Source organism: Bradyrhizobium sp. CCBAU 11357, from assembly GCF_028128865.1.
Taxonomy (GTDB): Bacteria; Pseudomonadota; Alphaproteobacteria; order Rhizobiales; family Xanthobacteraceae; genus Bradyrhizobium.
Genome location: NZ_LBJW01000001.1, coordinates 38,677 through 52,464 on the forward strand (window position 1 = coordinate 38,677; position 13,788 = coordinate 52,464).

At 56.7% G+C, this 13,788-nt stretch carries 11 protein-coding genes; 3 read left to right on the forward strand and 8 right to left on the reverse strand.

Features of this window, described 5'->3' with window-relative positions:
- The 6 genes from XI05_RS00175 to XI05_RS00200 form a co-directional block, all read right to left on the reverse strand.
- On the reverse strand, window positions 1-1,447 hold a 1,447-nt coding region (locus XI05_RS00175; protein WP_271497712.1), incomplete at its 3' end, for a FecR family protein.
- Between the two features lie 1,567 nt (window positions 1,448-3,014).
- Window positions 3,015-4,127, reverse strand: coding sequence for an adenylate/guanylate cyclase domain-containing protein (locus XI05_RS00180; protein ID WP_271497715.1), 1,113 nt, complete (start codon window positions 4,125-4,127; stop codon window positions 3,015-3,017).
- A gap of 29 nt (window positions 4,128-4,156) precedes the next feature.
- Entirely contained in the window at window positions 4,157-4,522 is a 366-nt protein-coding gene (locus XI05_RS00185) for a response regulator (RefSeq protein ID WP_152102970.1), read from the reverse strand.
- Window positions 4,519-5,973 carry a sensor histidine kinase gene (locus tag XI05_RS00190; protein ID WP_173015840.1) on the reverse strand — a complete coding sequence of 485 codons (1,455 nt, stop codon included), beginning with the start codon at window positions 5,971-5,973 and terminating at the stop codon, window positions 4,519-4,521. Before XI05_RS00190 ends, XI05_RS00185 begins: the two co-directional genes overlap by 4 nt.
- Window positions 5,974-6,097: 124 nt before the next feature.
- Window positions 6,098-7,111 carry an ABC transporter substrate-binding protein gene (locus XI05_RS00195; RefSeq protein ID WP_152102972.1) on the reverse strand — a complete coding sequence of 338 codons (1,014 nt, stop codon included), beginning with the start codon at window positions 7,109-7,111 and terminating at the stop codon, window positions 6,098-6,100.
- A 27-nt stretch (window positions 7,112-7,138) separates the two neighbouring features.
- Window positions 7,139-8,164 carry an ABC transporter substrate-binding protein gene (locus tag XI05_RS00200; RefSeq protein WP_271497718.1) on the reverse strand — a complete coding sequence of 342 codons (1,026 nt, stop codon included), beginning with the start codon at window positions 8,162-8,164 and terminating at the stop codon, window positions 7,139-7,141.
- Window positions 8,165-8,782: 618 nt separating this feature from the next.
- Between XI05_RS00200 and XI05_RS00205 the strand changes: the two genes are divergently transcribed.
- The 3 genes from XI05_RS00205 (at window position 8,783) to XI05_RS00215 (ending at window position 10,886) form a co-directional block, all read left to right on the forward strand.
- Window positions 8,783-9,004, forward strand: coding sequence for a hypothetical protein (locus XI05_RS00205; protein ID WP_271497720.1), 222 nt, complete (start codon window positions 8,783-8,785; stop codon window positions 9,002-9,004).
- Window positions 9,005-9,010: 6 nt separating this feature from the next.
- On the forward strand, window positions 9,011-9,469 hold the full coding sequence (locus tag XI05_RS00210; protein WP_442869214.1) for a hypothetical protein: 459 nt from the start codon (window positions 9,011-9,013) through the stop codon (window positions 9,467-9,469).
- A 1,240-nt stretch (window positions 9,470-10,709) separates the two neighbouring features.
- Entirely contained in the window at window positions 10,710-10,886 is a 177-nt protein-coding gene (locus tag XI05_RS00215; RefSeq protein WP_271497723.1) for a hypothetical protein, read from the forward strand.
- 367 nt (window positions 10,887-11,253) lie between these two features.
- On the opposite strand, the gene XI05_RS00220 is transcribed toward XI05_RS00215, so the two are convergent.
- Window positions 11,254-12,201 (reverse strand): ABC transporter substrate-binding protein, encoded by a 948-nt coding sequence (locus tag XI05_RS00220; protein WP_271497726.1) that lies wholly within the window; start codon window positions 12,199-12,201, stop codon window positions 11,254-11,256.
- Window positions 12,202-12,566: 365 nt separating this feature from the next.
- Window positions 12,567-13,538, reverse strand: coding sequence for an ABC transporter substrate-binding protein (locus XI05_RS00225; protein WP_271497729.1), 972 nt, complete (start codon window positions 13,536-13,538; stop codon window positions 12,567-12,569).
- Window positions 13,539-13,788 lie beyond the last annotated feature (250 nt).

A 13,788-nucleotide genomic window follows, 5' to 3' on the forward strand; every position in this document is an offset into this window, starting at 1 on the left:
CACCTGCCAGGGTGACCGCAAGGCTCCAAACGCCGCCGGAGCCAACGGTAACCGTTCCAATCTGCGTCGTAACACCATTGTATGTGTCGTACAGCGTCACCGTGCTTCCAGCGAAGGACGGATCAACTGTTCCGCTGATTGTTTGATTTCCCTGGTTGGTTGGACCGCCTGCGCTGCTGATAAGGACAGGTCCAAATGAAGCCACAACAACAGCTTGCGATGGGTCCAAAGTGGGGACGAGCGGTTTCGAGGCGGAGTTAGAAGTCCCCGCGATGGGAGCGAGGGTCACAACAACTGGAGTGATCGATCCCCCACCGGCTTGACCTTTTATGTCGTCCTGAATAACGGTGGTTTGAGCTTCAGTGGGTGATGGTGGGGGGCTCCCAGCGAACTTCTGCAGCGACTTTGTGTCGACGTCTCCTCGCTTGCCGTCGCTAGGAGCCGGAGTGTCTGGAGCGATCTGTTTCCCGATATCGTAGGTCGTTAACACCTGTTGAAAAGCGTTGAACTCCTGCGCAACTTGCCCTGGGGTCTTGCTGACAGCTTGGGTGATCACCTCAAAATTGGCGGTTGGCGCGATGGTTAGCGATGGACCGTCGCTGGTAACTATCCCGATCGGATCCCCCGCAGTACAAACGCCTTGAAGCAAGTTCGTTGCTGGAACACATTTGAAGACTTGCACCGAATGAACTCGGCCGTCTTGCTGATCAGCGACGGAGACTGAGACTTTCCCATCCACGGCATCGACGCTGAGAAGGACGGCAGTGCCTCGAATTCCAATCACGGCAGTAGGCGTCGCGACCTGCATGTCGCCGGTTTTCGCGACCTGACCAGCGACGAAACTGGCGGCACCCTGGATGAGAGTAAACATCGAATGGTTCGTGCCACTCGTCAGACTGACTAAGGTGCCACTCGCGCTACTCTGCCCCTCATACCCCAATTCGTTCAACATGAACCGAGCATTGGCGCTTAGGTTGAACGTGGTGCCGTCGATAAGGACGAGACCAATGGTAGAGCCGCTTCCAGTTTGCACGACATCATTCTGATAAACGACATCCCCATTGTTCGCCTCGATCGTAACGCCGTTGCGAACGATGCTGGCACTTCCCGCTACGGTCGCGACACGGCCAATCACCTTTCCGGCAGCGGCATTACCTCCGGCTTGCGCAAAGGTTTGATAACCGGTGAGGGCTTCGACCACTCTCGCATCGAGCAGCGCGCCGTCGGGCGAGCTGAGCGGCAAACGCTTCTCACCGAGAAAGTAATTGTGGATCGTGATCCGATGGTCAGAATCGGAAATGATAAGATCATGACCTGAACGTACATAGTCCCCTGAGAACAGGAGGTGCGCGTCCGAAATGATTAGTGCGTGAGCTGGAGCAGGCTCAGGGAAACTAAAGGACGCCCCAGCCAACTCAGATCCGGCAACATCGAACTTTTGGTTCAATGGGGTATTCAAAACCAGCGCCCGCCCATCAATTTGGCAATTAAATAATTAAATTATATAACACTGCCGCAATTTAATTAAAAGAGCTATTTGATCGGGGCTGAAACGCTGAAAGCCTACGGTGGTTTGGCCCGTGATAATCACGGTGGACCGAGCCGTGGCTGACGATCCAAAACGACACACGCTGGGTCCGTTCGCATGGTGCAATCAAGAGGACTTCATCGCTTGGACCTGATGGAAGTGCGCCGTCAACTGGTGCGCACGCGCAATCGGCACTCCAATAACAGGAGCATCGTGAGGCGCATCAACGGTCTGTTATGTCGAATTTATCACTTGGATGCGATCGACTCCAAAGGAGGTCGGCGAATCCGCCAAGCCATTCAAATTGTGCTGCGAGATACATCCAAGGATTAGTTGACCAAAGGCCCGCGCCCGGCTCCTAACCGGCGCGCTCGATCGCGCCCGAATCTGCTCGAACGATCCTGTTTGCGCGGATCACGAACCCGATGATCACGGTGGCGACCGCTCCACCCATGGCGCCACGTGCCACGGCTGTCTACTGATTGCTGAGACGAGTTGCGAATTGCGAAACACGTTCTTGGATCGAAATTTGCTGGTCGAGACGATGTCTCCACGGAACTCGCCCTTCTTCTGTTTTGAGAGTTAGCGGGCAGCGAAACCTTGCTTTCCTCCTAGCACAACTCGAGGGCTGACAAAGTTCTGGGAGCAGCGTGTTATTCGGCTAGCGATATTATCCCCTAAGATTGGGCCGTTGCGCTGCCTGCTTTGGAATCAAGCAGGTGGTCGGGGATGCTGGTCGTGGCGACGATTGCCCCGGATTCGGCGCGACAATTAAGGGCAAGAGGATCAAGTTGATCGCACGTGACCTGAAGGTGTCGCTGAACACGGTCCGGAAGGTCCAAGGTGGGTTCGTCAGATCACCGCTCCTCCAAACGGGAATGACCAAGGCATTGCGTACTCTGCATTTTTCGGCAGGCAGCCCGAGCTCCGCTTGAGTAGCTACGGTGACAGGCTACAGATCTGCTCGCCGCTGCGAGCGGGCCCGAGGGGCAGGGCACTTTAGCAATCCGTCAAATCGCAAGAATTGGCTGACGCTTTCGATAACTAATCGTGAGCTTGTCGGCTCTCGGCGTGGAGCGGACAATGGAGAGGTAGTGGAGGTCTCCGAAGGGCCGATGCTGTTGAAAAGTCGAAAATAGTACCAGCGCACAATCTTGCTGAAATCAGCGCCGGGTGAACTCCGGCAACAAAACCGTTCGCGGCAAAGCTAGGAAGATCGCAGAGCGATCCAGGCTGTATTGACGCGGTCCACCGTGTCTAACGGCGTCGACCGCATCGGTAGGCCCTAAAAATAGGAATGCGCCCACATAGGGCATTTTCAACAGAATCGGCCATAAGCAGACGCGGTAAGCCTCCCCGCAACTACGCGCCCCCTAAACGAATAAGGCTGGCTCAAGGCCGAGTTCAAATGATCTCAAGCTTCGCTCTGGTCGACTGCCGGCGGGCCTAGATGGGTCACGCAGCGCAATTGATTATTGACACATACTCAAGTCGTCCCAAGTACGTTGTAGGCGGTGATAGGACGATGTAAGCCCTTGAGCGTTAGTTCGCCTACCGGCTGTGTGGTCGTTCTCTCGTCGATCGCCGCGCGCACCTTGCTATCGATCAAAATCTGGCCATCGCGCGCTTCCGCGCACAGCCGGGCCGCGAGATTGACCACTGTCCCGATCGCGCTGTACTCGGAGCGGCCCTCGAATCCGATAGGGCCGAGCGTTGCATATCCATGTGCGATGCCGATCCCAAAACCAAGTTCGTGGCTTTCCCCCCGCCATTTGCTGGACAATTCAGATAGACGGGTCCGCATCGCGACCGCCATTTGAACAGCTCGTGCGCACGGATCGGGACAAGGAATCGGATCTCCGAAAATTACCATGATTCCGTCCCCCATAAATCGCTCCAACGTGCCTTCAAACTCATGGACGAGAGAGCCCAGAGCTGTGTGATACTCGCTCATAACGGCCATCACCTCCTCGGGCTCGGCAATTTCTGAGAAGGCGGTAAATCCTCGCAAGTCACAGAAGACTATCGTCACCTGTCTGCGATGGGTCGCCAGGGACTCATTTGGCGAAGAAGAAAGGATGAGTTCTGCGATCTGCGGGGAAAGGAAACGCTTCAAACGACTAACACGTTCGATCTGTGCGATCTGTTCGGCGACACGCTGCTCAAGCGTTCTATTCCACGACGCGAGTTCGGCCGCCTGGGCTTCTGATCGATCGTGCAGTTCTTTAATACGGAGCATGGAGTGCACACGGGCAACCAGCGCTGCATGGTCGACAGGTTTGGTCAAATACTCGTCGGCGCCTGCGTTAAGTCCCGTGACAACATCCTTTGAATCGGCTCGCGCCGTAACCATGATGATTGGAACAAACCCCAGCGAAGCATCGCGCTTTAATCGCCGACAGACCTCAAAGCCATCGATTTTGGGCATCATCACGTCGAGCAGAATGACGTCCGGCGTAACCTCGCGCGCGACCGCAAGCGCTCTCTCGCCGTCTTCAGCCTCCCTTGTCTCATACCCCTCTGCGGCGAGGCGCGCGACAAGAATGCAACGATTATTCTCGTTGTCGTCTGCAATCAAGATTTGAGGTGGATCATGCATTTCCGTTCCCGGTCGACGCGCACTGGAACCTATGTCAGGTATCCATTGATCATTTCGAGTAGTTTTCGTGCGCTGTAGGGCTTCGCGACATAGGCATCGCAACCTGCCGCGCGCGCCTTTTCTTCATCCCCGCTAAGCGCGTAGGAGGTAACCACTATGATTGGAATATGCTGGAGGTCCGCTTGTGCTTTTATGCGCCGCGTCGCCTCGTAGCCGTCAAGATTGGGCAGTTGGATATCCATCAAAATAAGGTCTGGCTTTTCGCTTCGCGCCGCTATGAGCGCTTCTTCGCCGTCGTACGCTTCAATCATTTCGTAACCGGCGCTCGCAAGGAGATCGCGCAGAATTTGCCGATTATCCTCCTGATCTTCGACCACCAATACGCGCTTGCTCATGTCTGTGTCGCCTGTTGCTCAAGCCGGGCTTGCACCCAGAAGGAGAATTTTGCGCCGCGACCGGGACGGGATTCTACCCAGATCCGCCCACCATGCATCTCCACAATGAGCTTTGCGATGGCGAGGCCCAATCCCGCGCCTCCCTTTGCCTTGGTGATTGAATTGTCGACCTGCTGAAATTCTTGGAAGATTTTTGCTTGATCGGCTTCGTCAATGCCCGGGCCCGTGTCCTGGACGGAGAATGTGTAGGAGTCTCCTTTGGCCTCGACCTCGATCCGAACCTCTCCCGCCTCGGTAAATTTGATCGCATTACCAACAAGATTGAGCAGAACCTGAGCCAGCCTGCGTTCGTCTCCCCGCGCCGGCGGTAGGCCACCAGGAACAGAAATTTTCAATCCTAAATTCTTTTCGGCGGCGAGGGACTCAACGGAGGCGTAAACACCACTAAGCAGTTCTTCCACGGAATAGTCGGCCAAACAGAGGCGAAGCTGTCCGGCTTCAATCTTGGAGAGATCGAGGACATCGTTGATCAGCCCAAGCAAATGTCTGCCGTTCCGTTGGATCCGTTCAAGGGCTGACCGCATTTTTTCCGGAGGATCGCCGTATATGCCGTCGAGCAGGAGCTCCGAAAAGCCGAGCACCGCGTTCAGCGGCGTCCGAAGTTCATGGCTCATGTTTGCAAGAAACTGCGATTTGTGTCGGCTCGCCTCCGCAAGGTTTTCGTAGAGCTGCTGCAGCTCTTTGCAGGTTAAGTTGACGTGCGCCGCAAGCTCCCCAAGTTCGTCCCGATTGGGAACCTCGATGCGCTGGCTGAAGTCACCAGCCGCTATTCGATTCAAACCGTTGTGGATGATGCGGACTGGGTCAATCACCGATCGGGAGATCGCATGTCCTAAGACCAGCGTAAGTATGAAACTTGCGAGCGCGACGGCGCCGACAAGTAGCTGAGATCTAACATAGGTTTTCTGGCTCGCATCTATGCCAGCCACCATGTCAGCTTCAGCCCGGTTGACCAATTGATTGGTCAACCGTTCCAACTTGTCCGCGAGGGGGCTGAGCTCCAGGAGTTCGCTCTGTTTGGCCTCAGTCGTTTGCCTATTGCGGATGAGATCGACGATGTGTGAGACTACAGCAATGAAGCGACCATACTCTTCGCGCAACTGATTGAGCAGCGCCACTTCATCTTTTGCGACGAACGAGACACGGTCAAGGTCGTAGCCAAACTGGTTGATCTGCCGCAGCGCAACGGCCAATGTCGTTTCGTTCGGAAACGCGAGAGCCGTGGAGACGACGTAAAGCTGTCGAAGCGTTGCGTGTTGCATTTGTCGGTACGCTTCGATCTTGTGCTGCAGGGCGACGACCTGGTTCGCCCTCTGATCAGCTTCCCGCAAGGAAAGAAGGCCAATAAGCCCAACCGAGACCAAGAGTGCCTCGATGACGAGGAAGGCCATCAGCAACTTTGTGCGGAGTGAAGGTCGCGATGCGAAGCCGAAGAGAGCGCCCTTCACTGACGCTCTGCCCCCACTTGCTCGCGATGTTGCAGCCAGTTCGCGTTGACCAAGAAACGAAGTGGGGTCAGCTTCCAAGTTCACGTCGAACCTCGTTGAGGAACCGCCAATCGACGGCATCCGCGATAATTTTCGCAGGGTTCGATTTCAGCATCTTCGCTTCGCGCAGACGAAGTGCGTAAAAACGGATCGTATCTTCGGGATCGTAGTCTCGCCAGCGGTTGTAGGGTACGTCCGCTAATGTCTGAATGGCATAATCGTGGCGGGGCGTGAAACCCCTGTCTACCATGCGCTGGGCAACCAGAGCCGGTTCGCTCACGCACAAATCCGTCGCGCGCAACATGGCACGAACCACGCGCTTGGTCGCGACGGGATTCTTTCGGACGAATTCGCGGTTACCCGCCAACATGCAGCAAAAATACTGCGACCATGGGCGATCCAGGGCACTGTTGACGATAACATGGCCGATGTGCTGCGCGCGCAAGCGCTGTGGTTCGGGCGGAAATCCGAGGAAGGCGTCGATCTTGCCCGCAGCAAACAACTCGATCGGTTTGACTGACGCGCTCGTCACCCACTCGATATCCTTGGCAGGATCGAGTCCGACGAGCGTCGCCATCGCGCTGATGAAAACGTGCGGGCTACTTCCGACCCCCTGCTGGCCAACGGTTCGACCCTTCAGATCGGCGACGCTGCGTATGTCCTCCTTGGCGAATAACTCAAAGCAGCCGACATGAACCCCAGCCACAACGGTAATGCTTGCACCCCGATCGATCTCGAGAAGAAGTGGACCGGAGAAATGCAAGGTGAAATCGATGTCGCCCTTCGCTATTGCTTTGGTTTGTTCCACGCCGGCATCAGAGTCTACGTAAACGACGTTTGTGAATCCCTCGGCATTCAAGAGGTCGCTCAGCACGTACTGAGGAGCAATGCAGATGCTCGGATTCTTCGCAAGGCGGATTGTTGTTGTCTCTGGTGGCGGATTGGGCTGTTCGGCGCTGAGCCGAGCGCTAGCGCTCCAGAAAAGGGCAATGGACGCAGCGCAGGCCCCAGTCAACAGCAAGTCGCGACGGTTCGTATCCATAAGAACCTCCTCGAGATTGCCTCGGAATCAGCCTCCAAGTTCACGTCGAACTTCGCTCAGGAACCGCCAGTTGGTCCCGTCCGCGATGAGTTTCGCAGGGTTTGATTTCAGCATCCCTGCTTCGCGCAGACGGAGCGCGTAGAAGCGGATAGTGTCCTCGGGATCGTAGTCGCGCCAGCGGTTGTAGGGCACCTCCGCAAGTGTTTGAACGGCGTCGTTCAAGCGGGCTGTGGACCCTCTTTCTACTATGCGCTGGGCAGTAAGAGCTGGCTCGCTCACGCATAGATCCGTCGCCCGCAGCATGGCGCGAACCAGCCGTTTGGTGGCCACGGGGTTCTTCCGGACAAATTCCCGATTCCCAGCCAACATGCAGCAAAAATACTGCGACCAAGGGCGATCCTGCGCGCTGTTGACGATAACATGACCGATGTTCTGCGCGCGCAAACGTTGAGGCTCTGGGGGAAATCCAAGAAAGGCGTCTATCTTTCCCTCGGCGAACAATTCGATCGGCTTGACCTTCGCGCTCGTCACCCACTCGAAATCTTTGTTTGGATCGAGTCCAACAAGTGTAGCCATCGCGCTCAAGAACACATGCGGAGGCGACTCTAGCGATTGAATGCCGACGGTTCGACTCTTGAGGTCGGCGACGCTGCGTATGCCATCCCTGGCGAATAGCTCGAAGCAGCCGACATGAATCCCGGCCAGAATGGTAGTGCTCAAGCCTTTATCGATCTCCAGAAGAAGGGGACCAGAGAAATTTAGGTTGAAGTCAACATCGCTTTTCCAGATAGCTTTATCCTGCGACGCGCCACTACCAGTGTACGTGCCGGTTTCGACATAAACGACGTTGGTGAAGCCCTCGGCATTTAGCAGGTCGCTTACCACGTAGACAGGTGCGATGCAGATGCTTGGGCCCTTCGCGAGGCGGACTGTGGTGGTTTCTGGCGGGGGCTCGGTTTGTTGGGCCTTGAGCCGAGCGGCCGCACTCCCGAATAGAGCCGCGGAAGCGGCGCAGGCTCCTGACAATAGGAAATCGCGACGGTTCGCAAACATCGGAACCTCCTCGAAACCACCGTTGCGGCAACTGCGGGGGCGTCGGACCGATGTGATTTGCGTGGCACAAAACGGCCCCGCTTGGCACATAGATAGCATGGTAAGGACGTGCCGGATACGACTGGTCGTCTGACGTTTCCCGCAGTCCAATAATCTTTCAAGCGTCGATGTCTTGTAGGGTATGTCGACTCCTGTAGTTGGCTTCGGGTCACGACCAGGGGCGGTAATCCTCAATCATCGAAACTCAGAGGATATCCAATCCTCTACAGTCTTTACACAAGTAGTTTGAACTGAACAGCTTTTGGCTTAGTGTCTGACACTACGCATAGATTTCTACGGAGACTTGCTACAAGTTGCTTAACGACGCGCTGCGCGGCAGCACGCACCCCTTCGGTTGATCGTCCAGCACTACTCCGCAGCGTGTCCCGGAAATCGCATGTAGATAATTGGTCGAGCCTAGACGAAGCTGAGGCGATCGTTAGGGACGTCGGACACGCCATTTCACCGTTCAGCACTTATGGTGCAGAGCGATAGAAGGTGTCTCACTGGCGATTGCGTCAATTAGGAACGAGGGCTCGGATTCCACATTGCTTGTGAGGTGCAATCGGGAGTCTCAGCATGGCAGTGCAAATCGTTATGGATCACAGCGGCGACAGCAGGCACTTTTTCGACAACTCCAATGCAGAAGCATTGGTAGAGGCGGAGAAGCTTTTTCTGCAATTTACGAGCAAAGGATATACCGCGGCGGTGCGGAAGGAGCCCGGTGAGGTAACAAGGATCACCGCGTTCGATCCGACCGCGGACGAGACATTGTTTTTCCCGCGGCTCGTGGGCGGGTGAGCACCAGTGAAGAGAAGGTTCGGTCGCATCGGCCCATGGACACTTCGGAGCCTGGCTGTTGGTAAGCTTTATCAAGCGGCAAAGGAGGAGAAAACGGTTCAGGGTCGAGCGCTGCGACTGCTGCGTTCTTGGCTTTCGCCCCAGCAAAGGGTCGAATTCGATAGGAAGGGATACTTCGACGTTGTGGGAGGCGATACCGGCAAGCGGTACCGCATCCGGCGGGGAACGTCCGGCAACGTCAACGAGATCGACGAATACGGGCGGCGCGGCATGGGGTGGTGCTTTGTGCCGATCGGTGGCTTGGTTGAGGGCGATGTCATGCTAGCTCAAAAAATAGCTCTCGAGACCGACGAGGCACGGGCCTTGAGCGTCGCCAATCCCTTCCCCGGGCCAATCCGATGGCGCCGACCCGGTAGTCGTCAGTCGGAGGCGAGAATTGCGCGTGGCGCCGGTCATCTCAGCTAGAGGCAGACCGGTGGCCGACCGGCCGCCAGGCCAAGAGCGGAGCCAGCAATCGCGCACGGGTATGAAGAGAAGCGAGCGCAATGGTTCGCGGATGAATGTGACCGGCTAAGAGGAAACCACTCCGCCATCAGTGGGGATAACGTCGTCGCAATGGTGCGTGCGTGACCGGCCTCCTCGCTTCAGCCATAGCATGGCAGGCTGCTTGTCACTGCCTCGGCTCGAGCTGCTCGAGTCCATCCTCGATCACTCGGAGGTCCTCATGTAGAGCGTCTCGAGAGTCGGTCAGGTTAATACCTGATGTGGACTGTAGCTGTTCGAGCAATTGGCGCCGAAGGTCTCGCATATTCTCCAAGGCCATCCGGTTCTTCAGACGCACATAAGCCGAAACGATCGATTCTATGCTTGTTCCCAATCGGTAGCTCCAATACAAATTTCTAAAATAGGTTGCATCGTAAACTCATATGGGACAACCGGCAAGGCCGCACGCACCACGCTCAGTGAATGCCACCGCGCCAACGCCGCTCAGCTAATTTGTTAAAAATGCGATTCCGCCTGCAGGGGAAAATTTGCGTCTGTGCGCCTTGATGTGGCTCGCCGTTGGCGAGCCATGGAGGCGTGTAGCGATGGGACAAACAACCCGAATTTTGAAGCGGGCAACCGTCCTGCCGGATCTCCTGAAAATGCTTCAGGAACTCGAGGATTTGCGAGAGAAGGTCCGGCTAGCAGAAGCCGCTCGTGTGTTGCACTAACGTTCGCCGGTTTGAGGAGATGCTCCCGTGCGCCTTTAGCGGCAGGGGTCGAGATAGGCAATGCCGTTATACGAGGAGTTCGGGAACGACTGCCCATCCAGTCACTTGCCTGAGGCATGATGGACGAGCCAGTCGTTCTATTCCCCGGAATGCTCAAGCCCTTGCGGCTCGCGCGCGTTTACGGCTTTCTCGTCGAGCGCAGTGACGGTCTTTATCATCCCGGCGGCAATCAGCCCGTGTGCTCCATGCCCTTGGCACAGAGAATGGTCGAGGGTGGCTGGCTCGTGAAGCGCGGGTTCCGTTATGAGCCCACGGAGCAAGGTCTGCACGCGGCAGTATGATGCTGGCCGGCCTCACCGGCACGGCGACCGTTCTGAGCGGCGGGCAGAGCATTCGAATTTGCAATGCAGCATAGTCCAACCCTCTTGCCGCACCCGAAAATCCGCGAATAACGTTGGCTCCCTCTGTTTGTAAATAGTTGGGTGGCTCGGATGAGGGATTTTCAAGCCAAGTTAGAGCGTTATGAGAGCCTTGCTGCTGAATGCGAATTGATTGCCAAGAAGGCAAATGAGAGCAATCGGGGTTTTTATTTGCGAGCGAGCGAGCACTATCGCCAATTGGCGGGTGAGGTCCGTGCTCTGATTGCGACGTTCGATCTCGCAGCCTAGGTGCCCGTCACTGCTACATGAACCTCTCCGTCGGCACCTCCGAGGCCGCCGTTCGAAAGGTGGTGGAGATCGCCGCCGGCATCGAGCGTGCAGGGCGGCCGCATCTTCATCGGGCTGGTCAACAAGACCTTATCGAGATGAGAAGATGGGCGGCACGGGCGAGGAGTTTCGCTCCGGCATCGCATTTGCGAAAGAGTGCGGGTGAGGTCGAGCTGCACGAGAGCGGGACGTTCACCCAGATGACCAAGGCTGGCTCCCGGCCCAAACCTATTCGCCGCGTAGGGAAAAGGCTAGGTCCGCTTAGCCGCTAGAAGCGGACGCCGACGAAACGCGCACGGCCGCAAAGGGCAGAAGCAGAATTCTACACTCACTCGATCGTGCTGTCGGCGCGAGAGAGCAGTATCGGCGGAATTTCGACACCAAGCATTTTAGCTGTCTTGAGATTGATGACCAGTTCGAACTTTGTCGGCTGCTCAACAGGTACGTCGGCAATCTTTGCGCCTCGCAATAGTCTTGCGACCTGGCGAGCGCATTGCTCGAAGACCGCTCTGAGGCGAGGACCGTATCCCATCAGTCCGCTTTCTTCCGCCTGTTCGGGCCACTGCAGAATGGCGGGCAGACGACGGAGCGCTAACCTATCGCGGATCAGGTACTGGAATTTCGATGCCAAGATCGGCGAGGCCAGCAGGTTAACGGCCTCGACCTCTTCGACCTTCATGGCGTCAATCACGCGGATGAGATCTTCCTCGGTTCGTGCGGCAAACGGAACGATCTCGACGCCGAGCCTCTTGGCGGCGCTTTTAAGAGCATCCATGTTTGGTATCGGCATGCGGTCGGCGAGAGCAGCTATTCGCCGGGTACCTGGCAGCGCTTCATGTAGCAACTCCAAGCGCTTGGCGTCGAGTTGGAATGCAAAGATGGCGACACCAGTAGTGTTGCCTTCGGGACGCGGCATCGAGGCGACAAGCTGGCTGCCAACCAAGTCGTCCGCGATCACCACGATTGGAATACGCTGCGTGGCTTTCTGTGCTGCACGCCCTGCTTCGGCTCCGACCACCACCAACACATCTGGACTGGCCTTGGCCAGTTCAACGGCCATACTGACATAAGATGCGGCAGCCGCGCTTTCGCCACGGCTGTCGATCTCGAGGTTGCTGCCTTTGACAAAGCCGGCTCTTTCCAGCTCATCGAAGAAGCTGGGTGGTATAGGCCCCAGTTGCGCAACGCGGTGACGGCCCGCTCGCTGCTGCGCGTGGGCCCCGAGCGGCGATGCCGCAGCACAGGCAATCAGCGTGATGAACTCGCGCCGTTTCATGGGACCCCAGGATCCTTCGACCGGGTTTCATTCTAACACATCGGAACCGAAGACGGTTGTCCCCCTTCGGGTCTTGGCTGTGTGAAAACGCCAACGTGCGCAATCGTGATAGAAAAAGTTATTCGTCCAAGGCCGCTTTAGTCGCTCAATTCGGAAGCGGATTAAACTTAGGGGTGGGACTGGAAAATACCATTCTTCGCGGCGTTTCGATTTTTTAGTTTTCACACAGCCAGGGCCAAATGCTGCCCTCGGCGGCTCCGCGATGGCATTCCGCTTAGCCCTCGGAATCGGACCGTGCGAGGCCAAGAGGTGAAGTCAGCCACGGGCCATGTGCAGACTCCTGCAGTGCCGCAAACACCGTCATCTTATTCGATCACCTTGTCAGCGCGCGCCAATATAACCGCCGGAACCGTGACACCCATCGCCTTAGCGGTCTTGAGGTTGATCACTAGCTCGAATTTCGTCGGCTGTTCGACCGGCAGATCAGCGGGCATCGTGCCGCGCAAAAGGCTCGCCGCAAATCGGGCAGTAAGGTCTACCAAATGATCCTCGGATGGCCCGTAGCCGATAAAGCCACCTTTCTCAGCCCAGTAGGCCCATTGATACATGGCTGGAAGGCGCAGTGCTGCAACTCGTTCTATAATCAGCGGAACATTGCCGTCGATCATCGAGGACGAAAAAACATTCAGCACCGTGGCGCCCGATGCCTGTGCCTTTTCGATAGTCGCGACAATCTCCTCGGCTCTGGTGATGCGATAGATTGAAAGCTCGACGTTTTTTGCGCGCGCCGCCTCTTGCAGGGCGCGAGCATTCGTCTCAGTTGGATGGCTGGGATCGGCGAGAGCCGCCATGCGGCGAATCCCGGGCACGGCTTCAATCAGGATGTCCTGTCGCTTGCCGTCAAGCTCACGGGAGAAGATGCTGATCCCCGTGGTATTGCCATTGGGTCGGGCGAACGATTCTACCAATCTTTCCCCGACCATATCGCCTGCGATCCCGACGATGGGAACGCTCTTGGTTGCCTGCTGAACGGCGTGAATTGCCGCGTCGCTAGCAGCATAGATGACATCGGGTTGAGCTGTGACCAGCTCCGCCGCATATTGCGAAATCAAATCCATATGCGCAGCAAAGGCGCGGTAATCAATCGTGAGGTTTTGGCCTTCGATGAAACCAGCCCGCCGTAGGTTGTCGAAAAGACGTACGCTAAAGGGTATGTCGCGAGGATGCGGAGACAAGCAACCGAGGCGATAGGTCCGTCCCGCTTTCTGGGCCACCGCTGCGAGCGGCAACGCCACCATCGCACCGCCGACAAGCCTAATTAACTTGCGCCGTCGCATTTGGTCGCCCTCAAGGCCAAGCGACAGCCTAACATATGCTTCAAATCCCAGCGGTATCATGCATCACAGCAATATGCGCGCTGATGTCGCAGATGGGTCAAAACGCGAGAACTCAGGTTGAGCAAATCTAGTCCGTTCTGCCGGGATGAGCGGACATCCGCCTCACGAGGTGCAGCTTCGCAGACGGGCCATGTGTGGACGGCTCCGGGTTGGCAAGGAGAATCCTCACGTCGCAGATTGGTCGGAGCAG

Excerpts from the sequence above, each read along its gene's own strand:
- XI05_RS00180 (WP_271497715.1), bottom strand. The coding sequence starts at position 4,127 with ATGCATGATCCACCTCAAATCTTGATTGCAGACGACAACGAGAATAAT.
- XI05_RS00185 (WP_152102970.1), bottom strand. The coding sequence starts at position 4,522 with ATGAGCAAGCGCGTATTGGTGGTCGAAGATCAGGAGGATAATCGGCAA.
- XI05_RS00190 (WP_173015840.1), bottom strand. The coding sequence starts at position 5,973 with ATGGCCTTCCTCGTCATCGAGGCACTCTTGGTCTCGGTTGGGCTTATT.
- XI05_RS00195 (WP_152102972.1), bottom strand. The coding sequence starts at position 7,111 with ATGGATACGAACCGTCGCGACTTGCTGTTGACTGGGGCCTGCGCTGCG.
- XI05_RS00200 (WP_271497718.1), bottom strand. The coding sequence starts at position 8,164 with ATGTTTGCGAACCGTCGCGATTTCCTATTGTCAGGAGCCTGCGCCGCT.
- XI05_RS00205 (WP_271497720.1), top strand. The coding sequence starts at position 8,783 with ATGGCAGTGCAAATCGTTATGGATCACAGCGGCGACAGCAGGCACTTT.
- XI05_RS00215 (WP_271497723.1), top strand. The coding sequence starts at position 10,710 with ATGAGGGATTTTCAAGCCAAGTTAGAGCGTTATGAGAGCCTTGCTGCT.
- XI05_RS00220 (WP_271497726.1), bottom strand. The coding sequence starts at position 12,201 with ATGAAACGGCGCGAGTTCATCACGCTGATTGCCTGTGCTGCGGCATCG.
- XI05_RS00225 (WP_271497729.1), bottom strand. The coding sequence starts at position 13,538 with ATGCGACGGCGCAAGTTAATTAGGCTTGTCGGCGGTGCGATGGTGGCG.